General features: G+C 38.9%; 17 protein-coding genes. 11 read left to right on the top strand and 6 right to left on the bottom strand.

The features are described from left to right. Positions 1-136: 136 nt before the first annotated feature. The 4 genes from lepA to DLD54_RS07585 form a co-directional block, all read right to left on the bottom strand. Positions 137-1,951, bottom strand: a complete 1,815-nt coding sequence (gene lepA / locus DLD54_RS07600) for a translation elongation factor 4 (RefSeq protein WP_109918801.1) — start codon at positions 1,949-1,951, stop codon at positions 137-139. A 1-nt stretch (position 1,952) separates the two neighbouring features. Next, positions 1,953-2,615 (bottom strand): TetR/AcrR family transcriptional regulator, encoded by a 663-nt coding sequence (locus DLD54_RS07595; protein WP_046327640.1) that lies wholly within the window; start codon positions 2,613-2,615, stop codon positions 1,953-1,955. Between the two features lie 109 nt (positions 2,616-2,724). Continuing rightward, positions 2,725-3,693 (bottom strand): asparaginase, encoded by a 969-nt coding sequence (locus DLD54_RS07590; RefSeq protein WP_038524237.1) that lies wholly within the window; start codon positions 3,691-3,693, stop codon positions 2,725-2,727. A 137-nt stretch (positions 3,694-3,830) separates the two neighbouring features. After that, positions 3,831-4,148, bottom strand: a complete 318-nt coding sequence (locus DLD54_RS07585) for a carboxymuconolactone decarboxylase family protein (RefSeq protein WP_109918799.1) — start codon at positions 4,146-4,148, stop codon at positions 3,831-3,833. Positions 4,149-4,351: 203 nt separating this feature from the next. Between DLD54_RS07585 and DLD54_RS07580 the strand changes: the two genes are divergently transcribed. From DLD54_RS07580 to DLD54_RS07555, 6 genes are all read left to right on the top strand, one after another. Then, on the top strand, positions 4,352-6,154 hold the full coding sequence (locus DLD54_RS07580) for an FAD-binding protein (protein WP_109918798.1): 1,803 nt from the start codon (positions 4,352-4,354) through the stop codon (positions 6,152-6,154). Positions 6,155-6,299: 145 nt separating this feature from the next. Beyond that, positions 6,300-7,205 (top strand): LysR family transcriptional regulator, encoded by a 906-nt coding sequence (locus DLD54_RS07575; protein ID WP_109918797.1) that lies wholly within the window; start codon positions 6,300-6,302, stop codon positions 7,203-7,205. Between the two features lie 212 nt (positions 7,206-7,417). Then, positions 7,418-8,902, top strand: coding sequence for an FAD-dependent oxidoreductase (locus tag DLD54_RS07570; protein WP_109918796.1), 1,485 nt, complete (start codon positions 7,418-7,420; stop codon positions 8,900-8,902). Between the two features lie 29 nt (positions 8,903-8,931). Then, positions 8,932-10,149, top strand: coding sequence for an MFS transporter (locus tag DLD54_RS07565; protein ID WP_046327634.1), 1,218 nt, complete (start codon positions 8,932-8,934; stop codon positions 10,147-10,149). A gap of 19 nt (positions 10,150-10,168) precedes the next feature. Beyond that, positions 10,169-12,034, top strand: a complete 1,866-nt coding sequence (locus tag DLD54_RS07560; protein ID WP_109918795.1) for an FAD-dependent oxidoreductase — start codon at positions 10,169-10,171, stop codon at positions 12,032-12,034. A gap of 63 nt (positions 12,035-12,097) precedes the next feature. Beyond that, on the top strand, positions 12,098-13,543 hold the full coding sequence (locus tag DLD54_RS07555) for a vinyl phenol reductase (protein WP_109918794.1): 1,446 nt from the start codon (positions 12,098-12,100) through the stop codon (positions 13,541-13,543). Positions 13,544-13,635: 92 nt separating this feature from the next. On the opposite strand, the gene add is transcribed toward DLD54_RS07555, so the two are convergent. After that, on the bottom strand, positions 13,636-14,655 hold the full coding sequence (gene add / locus DLD54_RS07550) for an adenosine deaminase (protein WP_046327630.1): 1,020 nt from the start codon (positions 14,653-14,655) through the stop codon (positions 13,636-13,638). 187 nt (positions 14,656-14,842) lie between these two features. Then, positions 14,843-16,198 (bottom strand): threonine/serine exporter family protein, encoded by a 1,356-nt coding sequence (locus DLD54_RS07545; RefSeq protein WP_109918793.1) that lies wholly within the window; start codon positions 16,196-16,198, stop codon positions 14,843-14,845. A gap of 166 nt (positions 16,199-16,364) precedes the next feature. On the opposite strand from DLD54_RS07545, the gene DLD54_RS07540 reads away from it, so the two are divergent. The 5 genes from DLD54_RS07540 (at position 16,365) to DLD54_RS07520 (ending at position 22,134) form a co-directional block, all read left to right on the top strand. Continuing rightward, the gene (locus tag DLD54_RS07540; protein WP_046327627.1) at positions 16,365-16,814 is read left to right on the top strand and encodes a MarR family winged helix-turn-helix transcriptional regulator; all 450 of its coding nucleotides are present in this window, start codon (positions 16,365-16,367) and stop codon (positions 16,812-16,814) included. A 47-nt stretch (positions 16,815-16,861) separates the two neighbouring features. Continuing rightward, positions 16,862-18,256, top strand: a complete 1,395-nt coding sequence (locus DLD54_RS07535) for an MDR family MFS transporter (RefSeq protein ID WP_109918791.1) — start codon at positions 16,862-16,864, stop codon at positions 18,254-18,256. Between the two features lie 220 nt (positions 18,257-18,476). After that, entirely contained in the window at positions 18,477-19,232 is a 756-nt protein-coding gene (locus tag DLD54_RS07530) for a DeoR/GlpR family DNA-binding transcription regulator (RefSeq protein ID WP_109918790.1), read from the top strand. Beyond that, positions 19,232-20,146, top strand: coding sequence for a 1-phosphofructokinase (gene pfkB / locus DLD54_RS07525; protein ID WP_109918789.1), 915 nt, complete (start codon positions 19,232-19,234; stop codon positions 20,144-20,146). Before DLD54_RS07530 ends, pfkB begins: the two co-directional genes overlap by 1 nt. Positions 20,147-20,163: 17 nt before the next feature. After that, complete coding sequence (locus DLD54_RS07520; protein WP_109918788.1) at positions 20,164-22,134, top strand: PTS fructose transporter subunit IIABC; 1,971 nt, start codon at positions 20,164-20,166, stop codon at positions 22,132-22,134. Positions 22,135-22,264: the final 130 nt, after the last annotated feature.

The raw sequence follows: 22,264 nt of genomic DNA, 5'->3' as shown, positions 1-22,264 counted from the left end.
TCTGCAACTAATTTGTCACTTGTGATTAAATCGTCAAGTTGCCGACCATCTTGTTCAGTATATTCTCGTAATTAAAATTTAAATTATTAAAAGCGTGAAAAATCTCGTTTTTCACGCTTTTAGTTTGCTTTTATTTTTAATCTGGCTCGTTAATATTTAAAATAGCATCGAAGACGCTTTGGGGCAACTTGATATCACTTTTAACAGCTTGTCTCTTATTTAGACTTTGTCTCCGCAAAAGTTGCTGTTTCTTTGAAATACTCCGTTTTTCACCATTAACTGCCGCATTCTTGCGCAAAGGCGGCACGTCGACTCTTGCAATTGACTTGTTTTCCACCATTGCTTGCACAGGCATCGGATACAGACGCCGCGGTACAGTATATTTCAGTTTTTTAACTAATTTGTGAGCGATCAAATCTGCTTTTTGGCGGGGCACAATAATATCTAGAGCATCAACAGCGGCGTAGTTAATTTGAATTTGAATTTTGACTACATCCACAAGTTCATAATCCAGAAATTCAGTATCAAGAGTCGCAAAACCATGAGTAATTGATTTTAAACTATTGAAAAAGTCATAGGCAATTTCGGAAACCGGCAGTTTATATGTTAATGTGACTAAATCTTGTTGATTATCTAAATTAACCATTTCCCCAAAATGCTGGTCACACAATTTCATGACTGCACCCAAATAATCATTGGGCGTAGTAATTACTGCTTTAACGTAAGATTCTGTCACATAGTCAATTTCGGAAAAATCAGGGAATTTAGCCGGATTGGTAATTGTGACGTATTCTTGCTTTGGCTCAGGCTGCTTGAGATAAACATGGTAGGTGGCGTTGGGAGCAGTTGTCAACACTTCCACGTGATATTCATCACGCAAACGTTCTTGGATAATTTGCAAGTGAAAAATGCCTAAAAAGCCGCAACGAAAACCGGCATCGAGGGCTTCGGATTGCTCTGGCGTGTAATGAAAAGCTGAATCATTAAGTGCCAACTTACTAATAGCCTGCTTTAACGCCTCATAGCTGGTTTTTCCTTTAGGATAAAGACCAGCATAGACCATTGATTGCGCGGGTTTGAAGTGCGGAATCGCATTTTTAGTCGGATTGTCTGCAGCAGTTAGGGTATCGCCCACCTGGACGCTGGCGACATCTTTAATTCCTGTCACCACGTAACCAACTTCTCCAGCATTCAGGGCTTTCACTGACTGCATGTTTGGTGTGAAAATTCCTATTGCTTGTGCGTTAAATATACTGCCGCCTTGCATTAACTGTAGTTTTTGCTGGCTTTGCAACTGACCGTCAATTAGTCTGACATCCGCAATAATTCCCTGATAAGAATCATACTGCGAGTCAAAAATTAACGCCTTAAGAGGTTCATCTGGGTTTCCTTGAGGAGCCGGGATTTTTTGGTAAATTGCTTCTAAGACTTGGTGCACATTTTCGCCGGTTTTAGCAGAGATTTTTAAAATAGCCACATCAGCAAATTCGGGGCGCAGTGCACGTATTTGGGCTTCTGTTGCCGCTACATCGGCAGCTGCATTATCAATCTTATTAATCACTGGAATGATAGTCAGATTGTGCTTTAAAGCTAAACGTAAATTAGCTACCGTTTGTGCTTGTACGCCCTGGGTTGCATCAACTAATAAAATAGCACCGTCACTGGCAGCCAGACTTTTAGAAACTTCGTAAGAAAAATCAACGTGTCCCGGAGTATCGATTAAATTGTATTCGTATTCCTGACCATTGTCTGCTTGATAAAAATTGCGGACAGATCTTGATTTAACGGTTACTCCATGCGCTTGTTCTACTTCCATGCTGTCGAGCAGTTGGTCACTTAATTGTCTTTTGCTGACAGTATCAGTTTGTTCCATAATTCTGTCGGCTAACGTTGATTTGCCGTGATCAATATGGGCAATTATGGCAAAATTTCTAATATTAGCAAGTTTCATTCTATTTAGCTCCTCCCAGTTTTTGTGCTAATCCTTGTAAATAAAATAGCATTAATTGATTGGCTTCTTGTTCAAGGTCGATTTGAAAACCTTTAAAGTCGACGGGCAATTGATCGTGGTGAAATTCATCCAAGTTCATCATATTCATTAAGCCGCTAATGATGGCACTTTGAATAATGAAAAGGTGACTGGCCTGCTTATCGTCTAAAATATTAATTCGCTTAGCAATGGCTTGCCCTAATTGATGATTTACCTGATATAATTTTTTGCGACCGAGTAAAGTTTGTTCTTTGTCGGCGGCTGTTTCTAAAATTGGACCACGCAAAGCGTTAAGACGTAAGAGATCAGGTCTTTTACTAATTAACAAATGATTTTGCTCTAGTAAAAAAGAAGAAAATGCTGACCAAGTAGTAATATTTTCGGCTGCTTGAAAACGAAGCAGAACGTCTTTTAGATAGTCTTGGTATCCAGAAAGCAGCAGGTACATGAAGATGCTTTCTTTAGTTTTGAAATAATTAAACAGCGTTCCTTTGGCTACGCCGGATTCGCGGGCAATGCGGGCCATGGATATTTTGTTAAAATCATTTTTTTGAAATAATTTGCTGGCAGCCGCCGCAATCAGTTGTTTTTTAGCTTCTTTTTCTTGGGGAGATAAGACATACATAATTATTTTATACTCCTTTTATTCAACAATGACCAACGGTCATTTTACAAATAATTACAAATTTTTGCAAGAAAAAACCACCTCAAGAGAAGGTGGTTTTACGTATAATTTAATTATTAATATATTTCTTTAATTGTTGTCCTTTAAAGCCAGCACTTAAACCTACTAAAAGCTTAATTCTAGCCTTTTGCCCATTTAGTCCGCGACAGAAAATGATGCCCATTTTAGCTAAACTGACACCGCCCCCTTGATAATCATAAACTGGTTCTGCGATACCATTAAAACAGCGTGAAACTAGGACTAGGGGAATATTGTTATCAAGCAATTTTTGCAATTCCGGCAGTGTTTGCGGGGGCATGTTGCCTGCTCCTAAAGCTTCAATCACAATTCCATTAGTAGTTGGTTTATTTAAAGCTTGAAAAATTTCTGGTCCCATTCCGGCGTATGCTTTAACCAAATAGACATTTGAAACTACATGGTCAATTGGCAAATGCTGCTGTGGATTAATAGTTTGGACATAATTAACGTGTCCTTCTGAAACAATTCCGATCGGACCAAATGTGGCCGTCCTAAATGTAGCGACATTTGTAGTATGGGTCTTGGTCACATAGCGGGCAGGATGAATCTCATCGTTCATGACGACCACGACACCTTTACCAATAGAAGCATCTGAACTGGCAACCATTATTGCAGTTTTAAAATTATACAGACCGTCACTGCCAATCTCGTTTGAAGAACGCATAGCTCCCGTAACTACCACAGGCATTTTGCTGGAGATGGTTAAATCTAAAAATAATGCTGTTTCTTCTAAAGTATCGGTGCCGTGGGTAACAACAGCACCGAAAAAGCCCTCTGCTTCAGCTTGGCGTATCCGTAAAGAAATCTGCAACATACGTGCCGGAGTGATATGTGGTGAAGGTAGGTTGAAAATTTCCTCAGTAACTAATTGGACATCATCGTTAACGTTTAAAGATAGATCAGTCAGAGGATTTTGGCTGTTAGGCTTAATTTTCCCTGTTTCGTCCTCTGACATTGAGATGGTGCCACCTGTGTGTAAAATTAAAATCTTTTTACTCATATTAGTTTACTCCTGTTTTTTATTTGATTGTTCTTCTAAAGGTTAGCATAATTTGCAGGGTGCAGATACCCTTAAAGGCTTTCGGTTTTGGAACAAAAAAGCTGGTTAAAAAGACCAGCTGTCTTAACTTAAAAACTTTAATCCTTAAAGACTTCTTGTGCTATACCGAACGCAGACCATGCTTTGGGCCAACCGCAATAAAAAGCAAGGTGGGTAATTAATTCAACCATTTCATCTTTAGTAATGCCGTTTTTCTTACCGATAATCATATGTGACTTGAGCTGGGGAAATGCCCCTTGTGCCATTAAGGCAGCACAAGTAATTAAACTACGGTCACGTGCAGATAGTTTGTCTTCTCTTGACCAAACTTCACCAAATAAAACATCGTCATTTAATTCCGCAAATTTAGGAGCAAAATCACCTAGTTTATCTCTACCAGCAGTCTGTTTTTTCATTTTTGACACTCCTTTTTATGATTTATTATTGTTACTTTAATCCTTAATGTGCAGTTTAAGTCAAGTGCTTTACCGTTTAAAAATAGCAATATATGAATTTTATTAATAATTAGGAATTGTTTTTTGACTGCTGTATTTTATAGGAAAACAATGTGATAAAATTAACTTATTAAATGAAAGCGATTTATATTAAGGAGACTATCATGATTTATCATAAAAATTTTGCATGGGATGCTAATTATGATGTTGTTGTATTAGGATTTGGTGGTGCTGGTGCCACTGCGGCCCGGTTTGCGGCAGATAATAACGCTAAGGTCCTGCTGGTAGATTCTGCTCCAGAAGGACATGAAGGCGGTAATACTCGTTATTCGGCTCAATTAATTGGTACTGGAAATGACTTTAATGAATTGAAAAAGTATTATCAGAAACTAACCGCCCCAATGGAACTTGATGAAGATATGATTGATACCTATGTTCAAGGGATGGTTAATACTCCGCAATATGTTTCCCAGTACTTAGGTGTCAAACCAAATAGTGCTAAAGAATATGCACCAGATAAAAGTTATGCTTTTAGGGAATTTCCTGAGTTTGAAGGATCAGAATCTTATGATTTCACCACTGTTACTAAACATTGGTTTGACGCTTCTTTATGGCAAATTTTGAAAGAGCAGGTAGTTAAGCGGCAAGACCAAATTGATGTTTTGTACAGCACACCTGCTCAAGAACTAATTCAAGATCCGGAAACTAAAAAGATTTACGGCGTAGTGATTAAGCGCGACGGTAAGCTGCTCAAAGTTCAGGCTAAAAATGGTGTTGTCATGACTACCGGCGGTTTTGAAAATAACCAAAGAATGATTGAAGACTTCATCGGAGCAAAAAGATTGGCTCCTTTAGGTACTCTTTATAACAAAGGTGACGGTTTGAGAATGGCGCAGGAAGTTGGCGCCGACTTTTGGCATTTGCACAACTTTGAGTCTTTGGGGCTACTTCATGGTATGGCTTTTGCGGTACCAGCAGGACAACGCGGTCGCTTAATGTTAGGGCCTCAAAATGAAGCTGTTTCTAGCGGTAGTGCCTTTGTTGTAGGTGATGACGGTACCAGATACTTTAATGAAGCAGAAGAAAACCGCCATGGCCATATCAAGAATCATGGTCAATGGAAAGTGCCGCTAAACCAAGAGCACCCATACTTGATTTTTGATGAAACTAAAAAGCATGAATTAGATAGCGATAAAATTATTGGCGATTACAAACCATACACAGAAAATGTTATCAAAGCTGACACTGCTGCCGAATTAGCCGATAAAATTGGTGTTGAACCGGCAGTATTGTCTGACACCCTCAATCGTTTCAATCAAGCTTGTCAAAAGCAAGATGATCCCGAATTTAGAAGGGATCCAGCAACTTTACGTGCATTTACTGGTAACACAATTTATGCCGTCAAACTGGAACAGACAATGCTTAACACTCAAGGTGGTCCAAGAAGAAATAAGAATGCAGAAATTTTGGACACCAGAGGCAAAGCCATCCCTAACCTTTATTCTGCTGGTGAACTTGGCGGTATCTGTGCTAACCAATACCAAGGCGGCAATAACTTGGCAGAATGTTTGATTTGGGGCAAGATTGCTGGAGAAAATGCGGCTAAACCCAAAGTTAATGAAACAACCGATGCAGCAAGTGGGGCTACTATGCATGAAAAGCATTTAACCTCCGACCTTAAACACGAAACCTATGAAACAGGAGAAAACCAATATATTGGTAAATCAACTAAAGGTATGGGTGATGAAATAGTTGTCCGGGTAACTGTTGATGAACAAAAGAACTTAAAGAATATTGAAGTTTTGAAGCAAGCTGAATCAGATGACTATGGCTTGAAAGCTATCAAGACTTTACCTGCCAAAATGGTACAGGCAAATACTGTTGATGTTGATGCGGTCAGCGGTGCCTCAAGCTCATCACGCGGTCTCAAAGATGCGGTCAATGATGCGTTAAGTAAGATAGAGTAACTGTTTTTAAAAAGACCATTTGCGCTAAATGGTCTTTTTATATACGCCAAAACAAAATATATAGATTTAAAATGCTATTTTTATATTACCTGTTTTTTAGTATAATATACATAGTAACAATTACTACTTTTAGTGAGGTAATAAAATGAATTTTACTCAATTACGCTGTTTTATCAAGGCAATAGATAATTCCAGTTTTACTATTGCAGCTGAGCGCTTAAATTTTTCCCAGTCTGCAGTTTCTAAAAATATTAAGGACCTTGAGAATACTATCGGTGTCACTTTAATTAACCGTGCGCATCATCGTATTTCGTTAACCAGTGCCGGTAAACACTTCTATCATGTTGCACGCAATGTTGTGGATGATATGGATTATACGGTTGCTTATTTGCAGAGCCAGAAAAATGATCCTGAGACTCTTTTACGGATAGGTGTTTGTGATACACCTTTGGAACAAAAAATTTTGCCAATCTTTTTAAGAAAATTGAGAGAGTCTGGTAGTAACCTTAATGTGCAGTTTATTTTTGTACTTAACAATTCTATCGGAGAACTGCTTAATCATCATGTAGACTTGTGCGCTATTGCCCGGGACGATGTTAATGTAGTAGCTGACGTAAAGTTTAAACCGCTGATTAAAGGGCAGTTTGTGCTAGCTTGCCCTAAAGGTTCGCCGCTAGCTGAAAAAAGTTTAATATCTTTAAAAGATCTCAAAGATACCAATATCTTTTTATTGGACCCCAATAGCTCCTTAAATGTCCAGATGAGGTATCAGGACATTCTGATTAATAATATGGGAATGGATCACATTAAATTTGTGCAAGATTTTTTAGCAATGGATATTTATGTTAAAGCAGGTTGGGGTTACGGCGTATTACCTAATTTCATAGTCGATGGCAGTGCTAAAGACGTTAAATACGTTCCAATTGACTATCATGATATTTCACCTTATGGCATTGCTTATATGGAGTCATTTACCAATGAATCAGTGTTAAAAAAGGTTGTTAGCATTTTAAGAGAAACAATCAAAGAGTTTGCTCCAGATAAAAATTAATTTTATCAATTAAAATTATTGTTATTTAAAAATACTTGCAGTAAAGGCGACTTTGCTAATATTGCAAGTATTTTTTTGCTGCATATTTATATTGAAGATATTGTTATGTATTCCATTTGGTTATCCTCAATTCTTAAATGCGTGCAGAGATTTGCCCGTTTCATAGTATTATGAAAGCGGTTAAAGGTTTTATTTAAAAGTGAGGGATAAAAATGGAAAATACGTATGATGTAATTATCGCTGGTGCCAGCAACTCCGGTGGTATGGCAGCATGTGCAGCGGCAGAAAAAGGAGCTAAAGTCCTGTTAATTGATAAACAGGGCAGTTCACAATTTCTGTACCGGTCTTTCTTTGCCGCTTTAAACAGCAATGCTCAAAAGCGGGCTGGGATAAAGGTTGATAAAGCCAAATTAATGAACTTCTTGACCTTATTTTTCCAGGACAACGTTGATGAGCGTCTACTTTGGACCTGGGCAAACCACGCAGATGAAACAGCTAACTGGCTGGAAGATAATATTTTGAAGCCTAATGGCGGTGTCTTAAGACCGCAAAAGGATGCTCACTATGAAACAGTCGTTAACACCGCTTTTAATACTGAACTTGCAATTGCTACACCTGATAATGGCTGGGCTCATTATGGTGATTGGGTAATTGATAAAGTCAAAGAATTAGGAGTTACCCTGAAATACAACACTAAACTTGAAGAACTGGTTACAGATGATAGTGGTGCAGTAACCGGTGTGATTACCAGTGATCGCTCAAGTGGTGAAAAAACAGAATATAAAGCTAACAAGGGTGTCATTATTTGTACTGGTGGCTACGGTGGCAACGTTGAGCTAATGAAGAAATGGGATCCGCTCGGCTACAAGAAGAATGTTTATTCAGATGGTCCGCGTGATGATGGTTCCGGTATTCTGGCAGGACTTAAAGTGGGGGCTGCCCGTGACGAAGAACCAGCTGAAATCATTTTTGACCGTGGTGCTGTTCCGGTTGGCACCAATGCTGAAGAACATTATCAAATTGACTTTAAGGGCCCCGGTTATTTCTGGATGGGTGCCTACCCAATGCTTAAAGTTAACTTAAATGGTGAACGTTTTGGTAACGAGAGTGTTCCTTATCAATTTGATATTAACGCTATGGCTAAACAGCCTGGCTATTTGGAAGCACAAATTTGGTCAGAAGATACTATGGATCACTTGGCACAATTTAGGACTCAAGGCTGTTCTCGTTTGGGCTGGCCTGGTATTTACAATACTGAACAAAACAAGGCTGAAATTCAACGCAGAATTGATGATGGCATGGTGCAAAAAGCAGATACCATTGAAGAATTAGCTGAAAAATTGAATTTGCCAAAAGATAATTTAGTTAACAGTGTTAAACGTTATAACGAAATGTGTGCCACAGGCGTTGATACTGATTTCGGTAAAGAAAAGTTCAGATTGTTCCCAGTTGATAAGCCGCCATATTACGGTGTCATTATGGGCGGACGACTTCTGGCAACGCTTGATGGGTTACGCATTAATCCTAAGATGGAAGTCATTGACAAGAAGGGTCAGCCAATTTCTCATTTGTATGCGGCTGGTAACGCCAGTGGCGGGTTCTTCTGGGGTAGTTACCCAGATCGTGTTCCAGGTCTCACTTGCAGTCACGCTCAAACATTTGGTCGTTTAGCGGGACAAAACGCTGCTGAAAATTAGTTTTTATTTAAAAGGAGCTTTATAAAATTATGGATCAAAAACAGTTACCTAAACTTTCAAGTTATAGGTGGGTAATTTTAGCCATCATCTCTTTGATGGATGCCACTAGCAGTTATATCCAATATCAGATTTCTGCTTTGGCAACCCAAGTCATGCCGGCTTTACATATTGCACCGGCGCAATTTCAGAGTTTGCTCATGGCGCCAATGTTTATTGCTGTTTTTCTGAGCATTCCTGCTGGCTCACTTGGAGACAAATATGGTGCTAAGAAAATTGTCAGTGTTGGTTGCTTTGTTTCAATAATAGGTGCTTATGGTCGTTTGTTCGCTACTAATTTTGCTACGATGATGATTATGCTATTGCTTTTCGGTGTTTACATGGCTCTTTTGAACGCCAACGCACTGAAAATTTTTGGGTCTTGGTTTAAGCAGGATACTAAACTAGCCATGGGTGTATTTTTCGCATCAGCAAGTATTGGTATCATGCTAACACAATTAACTTCTCACATGTTCCCTAGTGTTAAAGCAGCTTACATTTTCTCATCTACATTGTTATTAATCTTAACTGTTTGCTGGATTTTGTTTGTTAAAGAAAAGCCTGAAGGTGAAGAAATTCCGCCTGCACAGGCTCAACAAGCTAAACCTGAATCAGCAATGAAATACTTTAAAGTTGTAGCTCGTAGTGGGAAAACTTGGTTAGTTGGTCTTGCTGGTGGTTTAGGTGTTGCTGCTAGTGAAAGTTTTTCAGGCATTTTGCCTCAAGCATTTGCCGCTCGTGGTATGACACCTGCTGCAGGTAGTATGATAGCTGCTATTGCTACTATTGGTAGCTTATGTGGTTCTTTATTTGGACCAGGTCTTATCAATAAGGCTAAAAAAGCTAAGCCAGTGATGATTGTCTTTACTTTGATTGGTGGTGGCTTAATGGCACTTACCTGGTATATACCTTTGGGATTGCCGCTAACTATTGCTTTAATTCTTGGTGGTTTGTTCGGTGCTATGACCGGCCCAATTATGAACTCAATGCCAATTCAGTTCCCTGAAGTTGGTCCTAAATATGCCGGTAGTGCCGGAGGTCTTGTAAGTACAGTTTCACTGCTTCTTTCGTCATGTCTTCCAACTGTAATTGGTTTAATTGCAGGTAGAAACTATGAAATGACCTTTATTATTCAAGGCATGTTCTTCGCAATCACCGCTATTATCATTGGAATCTTACCAGACGCAAACGGTGGTCGCCCACGCAAATAAATGAAAGGAATTATTAGATATGGCAAAAAAGATAACTACAAATCCAGGTAAATATACCGGCTCAGGTCAAGGTAAAGAGAGCCGGATTAACCTTGAAGTTGAGGTTGACACGGATAAAATCGTTAACGTTAAACCACTAGATAAATATGCGCCCGACAGCTTAGCTGATAACGCATTTAAGAAAATGGCGCAAAAGATTGTTGACCAACAATCAGTTGATGTTGATGTGGTTTCTGGTGCATCTGAAACTTCACGCGGTATCATTGAAGGAGTCAAAGAGGCTCTGAATAAAGCAGGAGTTGATTTCAACGCTCTGAAAGAAAATGGTGGACAAACCGCTGGCAAGAAAGAAGAAACAATCAATGTTGATGTTGCTGTAGTCGGTGCCGGTGGTGCCGGCGTGGCAGCTGCTTTAGCTGCTCGTCAACATGGCGCAGAGGTGGCTTTATTTGAAAAGACCATTTCACCACTCGGTGCAAGTACTTTTGCCGGTGGTATGTTTGCCGGAGATAGTCAACAGCAAAAAGACCAAGATGCAGTGGTTTCCAAGAAGTGGCTTTATGACGAATATATGGATGCTTCTCAAGGCTATATGAATTCAATTTTGGTTCGCCGCATTATTGACGAATCAGGAAAGACTGTCGACTGGCTAAATGAAAACGGCGCTATTATGAAATTAGTTGACGCTGGTACTGGCGGCAGTTACGATCACATTGGCATGCCGGCTACCCTTCATGGTTATCAAGAAGGCGGCACTAAGGCAGTAACTAAATTGATTGAAAAATTCAAGTCAATCGGTGGCAAGATGTACTTCGGTTTTGCTGGTAAAAAATTACTGCAAGATGACGCAGGCAAAGTTACTGGCTTAATTGCCGAAGGTGATGACAAATCACTACATGTTAATGCTAAAAAAGTTGTCATTGCTACTGGTGGCTTTGGCGGCAATCCTGAAATGCGTAAAAAATATTTGGGCGATGTCAACACACAAGGACAGGTTTTACAAAACACTGGTGACGGCTTGAACATGGCTTGGGACGCTGGTACTGCTCACCATATTAACGGCTCAACGCACTACTTCTGGCAAACTTTCAGTAATAAAGACGTTGGTGACATGGCAAAACTTGTTGGTCCAAATTGGATGCCTGTTAACGCTTTGTCAAACTTCCCTAACTTGCGCGTAAATAATCGCGGTCAACGTTATGCTAGTGAAACACACGCCTTAGACTTTGCCGTACACGGTGCTGAATTATCAGAACAACCGCAACAAACAGAATTTGTCATCTTAGATCAGGCAATGCTGGATAAGATCAAAGAAGGCGGAACTGTCGCAATCGAAGATCACTATGGCAAGTGGAAGAACCACCGTGAATTTTACATGGAATTTAATTTCCCAACTGATACTGCTGAAAACATCAAGCATGAACACGAAAAGACAGATTTTACTGCACTTTTAAATAAGCTTGCATCAACCAATGTGGTATTTATTGCAGATACAATTGCTGAATTAGCTGAAAAAATGGGTGTAGACAAATCTAATTTGCAAAAATCAGTTGCGCAATACAATGATGCTAAGAAGAAAGGTGAGGATGATCTCTTCTTCTCAGATACCAAGAGAATGATACCGGTAGAGCAGGGTCCATTTTATGCCGTTAAGTTTATTGCCCGCAACCTCGGTACCCTTGGCGGAGCAACAATTGATGAAAAAATGCACGCATTAGCACCAAATGGTGAACCTGTACCTAACCTATACGTAGCAGGTGCAGATGCTTCTGGCATGTATGGCAAAGCATATGTCGATTTTGAAGGTGGTACTTTAGGCTTTGCTTATATTTCGGGTAGACTGGCCGGAATTGATGCGGCTGAAACTGCCAAAGCTGGAAAATAGAATAGATAAGTTCAAGACTATGTAAGAAAAATTTCAGCATAGCTTTAATTTGAGGAATAGATTATGACACAAGAAAAATATGATGTAGTCATTGTGGGAGCAGGTCTTGCCGGCTTTGCCGCTGCAGATGAAGCTGTTGACAATAACCTAAAGACTTTGCTGGTTGAAAAAGGTAAAACGACTGGCGGAACTGGCAATTATGTAGAAGGTGTTTTTGCCGCCGACTCTGAATTGCAAAAAAAGGATAATGCCACTCTTAATAAGGAAGACTTGCTTAAAGAGGAATTAACTTATTCACATTACAAGGCTGACGGCAAAATGTGGCAAAAGTACATTGCTAATGCCGGTAAAAATGTTTCATGGCTTGAGGACCATGGCGCTGAAATTGGAATGGTTGCCAATTTAGGTTCAGGTGCTAGAACTTGGCATTTGTTCAAAGGCAGGGGTCATGATGCCATTCATAATGGCCTAGAACCGTATGCTAAAAAGAAGGGCATAACCATTGCCACATTAACGAGAGTGACTGACTTAAAGAAAAATGCAGACGGCACTTATGATGTTACTTTAACTGACGTCATTGAAAAAGTGACGAAAGTAGTTAATGCCAAAAACGTTGTTTTGGCAACAGGTGGATACTTAAATGATCAAAAATTATTAGAAAGTACGCCACACCAAAATCCTGATAACATTATTCCAGTTAACTCTGGTAAAAATACTGGAGATGGTTTGAGATTAGCTTGGAAGTTAGGTGCTAAGAAGTACTTTACGGGAATGGCCATGATGTTTGGCGGCCAATTGAAAGATAAGACTGTCCCTTCTTTCAAGCTCTGGGGCACAGCCATCTGGAGTTCAGTTTGTGATCAACCACAAATGTGGGTCAATGAACTCGGTGAACGTTTTGTCGATGAAAGCGCAGCTGTAGTGAACTGGGCAAACGAAGGCAACTCAATGAACCGTCAGGATCGGGTCTTCTGCATCTTTAGCCAAAAGATTTTGGATGACTTTACTGATAAGTCATATCCAAGGTCTATGAAACCGTTTGTTCCGGAAGACAGATACCCAACTTTGCGTGATGATATTGCCAAAGCTGAAAAAGAAGGTCGCGAATACCTGCATAAAGCTGCAACGCTGGAAGAATTGGCTCAAGAAATTGAAACTCCTAACTTAGTTGATTATGTCAAACACTATAATGAAATGGCTGCCAACGGTGAAGATACTGATTTCCATAAGCCGGCTAAATACATGTTGCCAGTTGATGGTGATGGTCCATTTTACGCAATTGAATTAGGCGTTGGGGCCTATACTACCGGTGACGGTCTGCGGGTTAACACTAATAATGAAGTATTGGATACTAAAGGTAGACCAATTAAGGGCTTGTATGCTATTGGTGGCGATGGTTCAGCCGTTTTATATGGTGACACCTATGGTGTTAATATTCCTGGCACGCATGCAGGATATTGCATCTTTTCTGGACGCAACGCAATTAAAGCAATTGCAGCTCATAAATAAAATAGTAAAAAAATAATTTCAAAATAAAACATTATACCAGCGAAAAAGCCAACTCATTTAATATGAGCTGGCCTTTTTGTGTAAATTTTAAATTATGCGTTTGCTGTTACAAAGTGATCAATTTCATCTAAATATAATTGTTTTTGACGTTGGCTTATCCAAGAAGTTTCAAAAGAATTCTTAGCAAGCTGCACTATTTGGTCTTTGGTAAGATCATATTTTTGTGCTAGAGCATAGTAATTGTCACTAATATAGCCCTTAAAATAGGCAGGGTCATCCGAGTTAATAGATACTTTGACACCGGCATTTAATAGCTCAATAACCTCTTGACCTTTCATCTCTGGTGATACAAAGCTATTAGACAGTGGGCAAGACGTTAAGCCGATCTTTCTTTTGGCTGCTAATTCTACCAAATCTGGATCTTCCACAATGTTGGTACCGTGATCAAGACGTTCAACTTCCATTATTTCTAATGCCTGACGGATATGTTCGATTGAATCTTTTTGATCAATATCACAGTGAGTGGTGATATGAAGTCCAGCAGAAGCTGCTTCTTCAAATTGACGGGCAAATTTTAGCGGCGGATTATTATGTTCATCAGAATCAAGTCCAATGCCAATAATTTTATCCCGGTATTTCAGACCCTCCTGCAGTGTTTTTCTAGCTGATTCCTTTGAAAAATCACGTAAAAAGCACATGATCAGATGAGCATCGACATTTAAAGCACGGGCATCAACTGTAGCTTGATAAAGTCCATTTAGAACAACTTCAAAGGGGATGCCACGGCTAGTATGGGCTTGGGGATCAAAAAAGAGTTCAACATGCCGTACATTATTGGCAGCTGCCTTAGTTAAGTAGTCCCAAGCCAAGTCGTAAAAGTCTTCTTCAGTTTGTAAAACATTCATTGCTGGATAATACACAGCTAAAAATGATGCTAAGTCATGATAGTTATATGTTTTTTGGACATCGGCAATGGTCGTTTGACCTATATCGACATGATTGCGTTTAGCTAATTTTAGTTTCAATTCTGGCTCTAAAGTGCCTTCAATATGCAAGTGCAATTCGGCTTTAGGCAGGCCACGGGTAAATTCTGGTGTAACGACTGAACTCATATAATCCTCCTTAATAATGTTCTTATTTTTAAACTATTATCTTAGTTTAGCATAATTTTTATCATAAAAATAGAGTAAAATACGAACAAATTTAAGTAAATTAAAATATACGTTCCTAGAATAACTGAGCGCAAAAAATACCTAACTAAAAATATAGTTAGGTAAAAAGAATCATCTTTGAATAAACTTAATCTGCATGCCGCCACTTTGAATCTGTTAAAATTCGAGCGGTTAGTAAACCGATTGGCAGGGCAGTAATAATCATTAAAGCATCCATAATCCAATAAGCACCAACATTAATGTTAGTAATGCCAAAATTAAAGACAGCACGATACATGTATAAACCGGGAACCATTATTACGATTGCAGGTACAGTGATTGCAATACGAGGGAAACCAACTTTATCACGGACAAAACTGGCAATTAGTCCTGCTAACAATGCTCCGATGAAAGCTGCTAATGCAGCTGGAACGTGATTAAATTCAACTAAACTAAGGCGTAATGTATTTGCCAACGCTCCAATAACTGCTGCTACAGTCGCCATTGATACTTTAGCATTAAACAAGATTGAAAAGCCAAAAACACCACAGAAACTGGCGATCATTCTTAAAATTGTTAATAGCACCGGACTAAGAGCAATTTGGGGCATTGTACCCGGTGATAAGTTGAGCATAGTAGCCGTACCCCAACCTACCATTGATGCAATCATAACAACTAGTATTGCATAGGCTAGTCTTTCCAGTCCTGATCGCATATCAAGTTTTGACATATCAAGACCAGAAGTAATAAAGGGAAATCCAGGAATGACATAAAGCATTGACCCAATGTAGCCATACGCATGATTATTTCCCCAACCACAAAGTATTGTCCCTACTTTAAAGCAGATGAAGTAGACCGCGCAGGAAATAGCCACACCAACAGTTATTTTGGCAACTAGAGTGATTTTTTTCTGTCCTAATAATTGCTGCAGGTAGTTACCAATGAGCGCTCCAAAAAATGTACATAACATTTCCGGTATTCCTCCACCAAGGAGAAAAATAAAACTGGCACAGGCTAAGCCGGCACTCAAAGCAGAAATGATTAGAGGATAATTTTGAGTATGGCGCTCAATTTGATTCAACTTGTGGTGAACTGCACCAATTGTCCAATAATCATTTTCAGTTTCAAATTTTCTGACAAATTCTTCCATTTCATTAAGCTTGTTCATATTTACTTCCGTAGCCGGTAAGGAAAGGGTTTGTGAGTAAGACTTGTTGTCAACGTCGAAACAGGTATAACTAATATTTACTAGACCAATGTCTGCTGAACAAGTGATTTTAAGTGCACGTGCAATGGTATTCATAGAATCCCGTACGCGCCAAGCCCCAGTACCACATTGAAGTAGCATTATGCCAATTCTGCCGACTAAAGATCCTTTTTCTACTAAGGTGATATCTTTGACTAAAGTATCATCTGGACTTTTGAAAAATTGTTTCCAGTGAATTCTCATGTGGTGTTTATTAGAAATCTTTGGATATGATGCTGGAGATTGGCTGTCTTTCATAATTGAATTTATCACCTTTCTTTTTATAATATTTTAATTTTACCATACACATGGTTGAAACAATTTTGTAGAATTGGTTTTTAAAATCATGTTAATCATCAAAATGTGTAGTATACTACAGTATGATAAAACATTAGTATTACGGTTTGTGACAAAAGGAAATAATATGACAGCTTTTTTAAATCGAATTGGTCCCAAAATTAAAATTGCAAATACTTTGATTGAAAAGGAATTAAACAAGCAGTTTGCAGAAATCTTTAGAGATTATTCTTTAACAGGTGCCCAAATTTCTTTGATGATTTATTTATATGAATCAAAAGCGCGACAAATCACCCAAAAAGAAGTGGCAGATGCTTTTGTGCTGAGTCATCCTACAATTAGAGGAATAGTTAAACGCTTAGAAGCAAATAAGTTAATTGCTACTTCGCGTTTAGAAAATGATCAAAGGCAAATTGTTTTGAAGCTTTCGGATAAAGGTTTTAATTTAATTGACAAAAATATTGTCAAGATTCGTTCGATTATGACTAATGTTAATACTCGCATTACTAAAGGTTTATCAGATCGTGAAATTTCAGAACTGGAACAAGTTCTGAGCAAGATTTCGGCTAACTTTTAATTATCATTAGCAAAAGTGTAGCATGCTACAATAATGAAAGGATAAAAATGATTAAAAATATTTCTAGTAAAAAAAGAACTTTAATGATGGCTGTTTTACTATTTGGAGCATTTGTTTCGCTGTTGGCCGAAACTTTTCTTAATAATGCTCTGCCAACAATAATGACTATTTTTAAAGTTAATCAGGCTACTGCTCAATGGCTTACTACTTCTTATTTATTGGTCGTAGGGCTAATGATTCCCATGTCAGCGTGGATCTTTGAATCATTTAATTTAAGACAAAACTTTTTAACAATGATGCTAATTTTTTTAGCAGGTTCACTTATTTGTGTTTTTGCGCCTAATTTTGCAGTATTGCTGTTAGGCAGAATTATTGAAGCAGTTGCGGCTGGTAGTTTAATGCCTTTTATTCAAAATGTCATTTTGCTTATGTTTCCTCCTGAAAAAAGAGGTATGGCGATGGGAATCACTGGCTTAGTAATTGGTTTTGGACCAGCTGTTGGTCCCACAATTTCAGGACTAATCTTAAGGTATGCAGACTGGCAAATGCTTTTTATCATTTTAAGTATTGCCAGTGGTATAGTTGCCATTTGTGCAGTTTTTAGTATTCAAAACATCACTGAACCTCGTAAAAGCACCACAGACCTAGTATCATTTGTTGAGTCTATTTTTGGCTTTGGTTTAATCTTGTATTCCCTGTCTGATATTGGGAACACTGGCAAAATTACAATTGCAATAGCTGCGTTCTTTACAATTGGTACACTAATTATTTTGTTATTTTGTCGTCGTCAGTTGCGTATGAAAAATCCTTTGCTTAATATTCGTGTTTTTCATAATCTAAAATTTGACTTGTGTACTTTATTGAGCACTATCAGCAATATTTCAATGGTAGGGATTGAATTGGTGCTACCTTTGTATTTACAAACTACTAGACAAGAGAGCGCATTAACCTCTGGCTTAGTAATGATGCCTGGAGCACTTTTAATGATCGTTTGCAATCCAGTTTCAGGTTCTTTATTTGATAAATTTGGCATTAAAAAATTAGCACTTTTCGGATTTTCTATGCTTTTATTGGGTACTTTCCCAATGACTGTTTTTAATAGTAAAACCAGTTTAGTTTTAATTAGTCTGTGTTATGCCATACGTATGGTAGGCATATCTTTTACCATGATGACCACGTTTACTGCAGGTATTAATGTGGTAGAACCTCAAATGACTGCACATGCTAATGCAGGTTCCTCTACAGTTAGACAAATCGGTGGCTCACTCGGAACTGCGTTATCAATGTTAGTAATTAGCTTGTGTGCAAATGGTTTTTCAAATGCTAAGACTACAAATTTGACAGTTGGATATCGCTGGGGTTTTATCCTAATGCTGACTTTTGCAATAATTGGATTTTGTTGCTCAATGATTTTACCTAAAAAAGAAAAAGGACTTAATTGAATTTAAATCGAAATTTGAGAAGCTAATTGTAATTTAAAAAAGTATAGTTTTCCTGATCTAATTTAGAACAAAATAGCTGAAAAGTAAGTTATGTATGACTTGATCTTTTCAGTTTTTTTGCTTGCATTTGCATGATTTTGCTAGAAAATGACAAGTTATGATTGAAAATGATTGCTTTTAATTATTAAACCGCATAAAATACTGTCTGGAGGTTAAATGTATGTTAACGCCAGAGAGACAAAAAGTAATTGAAGACTACGTGAACCAGCATGGACTGTGCCGAGTTAGTGATCTTTGCTCAATGACTTCAACATCTGAATCAACGATTAGGCGTGATCTTAATCAGATGGAAGAACAAGGCTTAATCAAAAGAGTGCATGGTGGCGCGCAATCAGTTAAAAGCTTTACCCATGATGTATCACAACACATTCGTTTTTCTATGAATCATAGTGATAAAAAGCTAATTGCTCAATATGCTGCTAAAAACTTTGTCCATAAAGAAGATTACATTTTTATTGATGCAGGTACGACAACGTATGAGATGGTTCCTTTTATTGCTCTGATTCCAGGAGTGACGATTGTTACTAATGGTTTAGAAACAGCACTATGTGCTCTTAATCATGGGATCGAGGCTATTCTTTTAGGTGGACGTATTAAGGAAAATACGCACGCTGTAGTGGGTCAAACAGCCCTAAAGCAACTGCAGGAAATGAATTTTTCCGCCAGTTTTGTTGGGACTAACGGACTTGACTCTAACGGCAATTTGACCACACCCGATACTGAAGAAGCAGCTATTAAAAAAATTGAAATTGCACGGGCTGATCAGGCATACATTTTGACCGATACTTCTAAAATTGGTGAGCGCAGTTTTGCGACTTTTGCCCAAGCTGGGGATGTTACCATCGTTACTACCGCATTAAGCGCAAAAGACAAAGAATTACTGCCAGCCAAAATTAATTTGAAGGAGATTTGCTAATGATTTATACGGTTACAGTTAATCCAGCTTTGGATTACGTAATTCAATTAAAACAGGTTAACCGTGGTGAAGTTAATCGCGCAGACAACTGCTCGTTTCTAGCTGGTGGTAAGGGAATTAATGTTTCACAAATTCTCAATCAGCTGGATATTGACAATACAGCCTGGGGTTTTGTCGGTGGTTTTACTGGTAAAGAGCTGGTACGTCAACTTAATCAGCGACACATTGTTAATGATTTTGTGACCATTTCTGATGTGACCCGTGTTAATGTGAAAGTTCACGCTGAAGAAGAATCTGAAATTAATGCAGCTGGGCCGAATATTACTGCTCAAGAAATAACTGCTTTTAAAGCTCATCTTAGCGATTTACAAAAGGGCGATATTGTCGTTTTAAGCGGTTCGTTAGCTCCTAGTTTGCCAGTTGATTTTTACAAAGAACTTTTGCCTACTATTAAGGAAGCAGGAGCAGACTTTGTGATTGATACCACTGGTCAAGCTTTGCTTGATACTTTGAGCTATAAACCGCTGGTAATTAAACCCAATCATCACGAACTGGCCGATCTGTTCAATACCACTTTTGCTTCAGATAAAGAGATGCTTGAGTGCGCACGCAAATTGCTTGACATGGGTGCGCAAAATGTTATGGTCTCCATGGCTGGTAAAGGTGGCTATCTGATTACGCCAAAACATTTTTATCATGCCAAAGCAGCTGTTGGAACTGCAGTTAATTCGGTTGGAGCTGGTGACTCAATGATAGCTGGCTTTGTTGGTACTTATGTAAAAACAAAGGATCCGGCTCAAAGCTTCCGTATTGGTATGGCCTGTGGTGCTGCCACAGCCTTTACTAAGGATATTGCAGTTAAAAGTCAGATTGATGCGGTTTTGCCGCAAATTAATGTTGAAGAAATTTCGTAATTTGAGGAGAATTTAAAATGAAAATTAAAGATATTTTGGCTCCTGAATCCATGATTATGGCGCTTAAAGCGACTAATAAGGAAGATGCTGTTAAGGAAATGGCAGACTTGGAAGTCAAAACAGGCATCGTCAATGACGAAGATGAATTCATTAAGTCAATTTGGGCGCGCGAAAATGAATCTACTACCGGGATTGGCGAAGGTATTGCAATGCCACATGCCCGCAATAAAACAATCAATAAGGCGCGTGTACTTTTTGCTAAAAGCGAAAAGGGGATTGACTACAATTCACTTGATGGTCAACCGGTTCATTTATTCTTTATGATTACCGCGCCAGACGGTGCTGATAATACTCACCTTGAAGCCTTAGCTAAATTGTCCGGGTTATTAATTGATCCTGATCTGGTTAACGCTCTTAAAAAAGCGCAAACCCCTGAAGAAGTAATCCAGCTTTTTGAAGACGCTGAAAAACAAAAAGATGCCGCTAAACAAGCTGAGAAAGAACAAGCTGCAAGTACCAGTGACAGTAAGAAGGAAGAAAAACCTTTAATTGTCGGCGTTACTGCATGTATTAACGGCATTGCCCACACTTACATGGCTCAAGAAGCTTTGATTAAAGCCGGCAAAAAACGTGGCGTTGATGTGCGCATTGAAACCAATGGTTCTGAAGGTGTCAAGGATAAATTGACCGCCGATGAGATTAGCCGTGCTCAAGGAGTTGTTATTGCATCAGATAAGAAAGTTGACATGCCTCGTTTTGATGGCAAGCCACTAATCTCTCGTCCAGTTGTTGACGGTATCAACAAGCCTGATGAATTGATTGACAACATTTTAGAATCAAAAGCCAGCGTTTACCATTCAAACGGTGAAAAGAGCAGTGACGATAGTGACAACTCTAAAGAGGGCGTTTGGGGTTCAATTTATAAGAACCTTATGAACGGCGTTTCTCACATGTTGCCTTTTGTTATCGGCGGCGGTATCTTAATGGCAATTTCCTTTATTGTGGAAAACTATGCTGGTGGACCAAAATCTCCTGCTTTTATTTTCTTGAACAATGCCGGTAACATGGCTTTTGCGTTCATGGTGCCAATTCTATCAGGTTACATCGCTGAATCAATCGGTGACTTACCGGCTTTAATGCCTGGTTTTGTCGGCGGATTTATGGCCACAGTTTATAGTGGTGCCTACGGTGGTGCTTATGTTGCCAATGTGGTAACAAACGCAAAATCACCTGCGGGCTTCTTAGGTGGTCTGGCTTCTGGATTTATTGCTGGTTATCTAGTGGTCGGCTTAAAGAAATTATTTGCCAAGTTGCCAAAATCACTTGAAGGGATGAAGCCAATGCTCATTTATCCAATTTTGAGCCTGTTCTTCATTGCCCTGATCATGTATTACATTGTTAACCCAATCTTTAGTGCTATTAACTTTGCCATTACTAATTTCTTAAATCAAATGGGTACAGGCAATTTAGTAGTTTTGACAACTATTTTAGCTGCCATGATGTCAATTGACATGGGTGGACCTTTCAACAAGGCTGCTTATGTCTTTGCTTCAGGCGCCTTTGCCAACGACCCGCACTCAACTGTTGCCGCTGTGATGATGGCTGCCGTAATGGTGGGTGGTATGGTACCGCCATTTGCGACTGCGATTGGCACAACTTTCTTTAAGAATAAGTACACTATGGATGAGCGCCGTGCTGGTTTAACTAACTGGATTTTAGGCTTTTCTTTCATTACTGAAGGTGCTATTCCGTTTGCTGCAGCTGATCCTGGACACGTACTGCCTTCATGCATCATTGGCTCTGCTGTTGGTGGTGCCTTAGTGGGCTTGTGGCACATTGGCGTTCCAGCACCTCACGGTGGACTCTGGGTTTCTCCACTTGCTAACCATATTTTACTTTACTTTGTTGCTACAATTATTGGCTCCATTGTTGCAGGCGTAATTTTAGGTCTGTGGAAAAAACCGATCGATCAACAAGAGAATAAATAATCAATTCAATTATTTTTAAAAATTGCACTAAGCTGCTCGCTAGCTTAGTGCTTTTTTGTTTAGTATTATCTGGGCTTACTTAAATTTTTTATTCGTGAATTTAACAGCCAATTTTTACCATTTAAAATAT

This window comes from Lactobacillus helsingborgensis (assembly GCF_003173695.1).
In the GTDB taxonomy this organism is placed as follows: domain Bacteria; phylum Bacillota; class Bacilli; order Lactobacillales; family Lactobacillaceae; genus Lactobacillus; species Lactobacillus helsingborgensis.
This window is presented reverse-complemented; position numbering and strand designations above follow the sequence as displayed.

What these genes read in the sequence shown, in the direction of transcription:
- lepA (WP_109918801.1), bottom strand. Translation starts at nt 1,951, where the DNA reads ATGAAACTTGCTAATATTAGAAATTTTGCCATAATTGCCCATATTGAT.
- DLD54_RS07595 (WP_046327640.1), bottom strand. Translation starts at nt 2,615, where the DNA reads ATGTATGTCTTATCTCCCCAAGAAAAAGAAGCTAAAAAACAACTGATT.
- DLD54_RS07590 (WP_038524237.1), bottom strand. Translation starts at nt 3,693, where the DNA reads ATGAGTAAAAAGATTTTAATTTTACACACAGGTGGCACCATCTCAATG.
- DLD54_RS07585 (WP_109918799.1), bottom strand. Translation starts at nt 4,148, where the DNA reads ATGAAAAAACAGACTGCTGGTAGAGATAAACTAGGTGATTTTGCTCCT.
- DLD54_RS07580 (WP_109918798.1), top strand. Translation starts at nt 4,352, where the DNA reads ATGATTTATCATAAAAATTTTGCATGGGATGCTAATTATGATGTTGTT.
- DLD54_RS07575 (WP_109918797.1), top strand. Translation starts at nt 6,300, where the DNA reads ATGAATTTTACTCAATTACGCTGTTTTATCAAGGCAATAGATAATTCC.
- DLD54_RS07570 (WP_109918796.1), top strand. Translation starts at nt 7,418, where the DNA reads ATGGAAAATACGTATGATGTAATTATCGCTGGTGCCAGCAACTCCGGT.
- DLD54_RS07565 (WP_046327634.1), top strand. Translation starts at nt 8,932, where the DNA reads ATGGATCAAAAACAGTTACCTAAACTTTCAAGTTATAGGTGGGTAATT.
- DLD54_RS07560 (WP_109918795.1), top strand. Translation starts at nt 10,169, where the DNA reads ATGGCAAAAAAGATAACTACAAATCCAGGTAAATATACCGGCTCAGGT.
- DLD54_RS07555 (WP_109918794.1), top strand. Translation starts at nt 12,098, where the DNA reads ATGACACAAGAAAAATATGATGTAGTCATTGTGGGAGCAGGTCTTGCC.
- add (WP_046327630.1), bottom strand. Translation starts at nt 14,655, where the DNA reads ATGAGTTCAGTCGTTACACCAGAATTTACCCGTGGCCTGCCTAAAGCC.
- DLD54_RS07545 (WP_109918793.1), bottom strand. Translation starts at nt 16,198, where the DNA reads ATGAAAGACAGCCAATCTCCAGCATCATATCCAAAGATTTCTAATAAA.
- DLD54_RS07540 (WP_046327627.1), top strand. Translation starts at nt 16,365, where the DNA reads ATGACAGCTTTTTTAAATCGAATTGGTCCCAAAATTAAAATTGCAAAT.
- DLD54_RS07535 (WP_109918791.1), top strand. Translation starts at nt 16,862, where the DNA reads ATGATTAAAAATATTTCTAGTAAAAAAAGAACTTTAATGATGGCTGTT.
- DLD54_RS07530 (WP_109918790.1), top strand. Translation starts at nt 18,477, where the DNA reads ATGTTAACGCCAGAGAGACAAAAAGTAATTGAAGACTACGTGAACCAG.
- pfkB (WP_109918789.1), top strand. Translation starts at nt 19,232, where the DNA reads ATGATTTATACGGTTACAGTTAATCCAGCTTTGGATTACGTAATTCAA.
- DLD54_RS07520 (WP_109918788.1), top strand. Translation starts at nt 20,164, where the DNA reads ATGAAAATTAAAGATATTTTGGCTCCTGAATCCATGATTATGGCGCTT.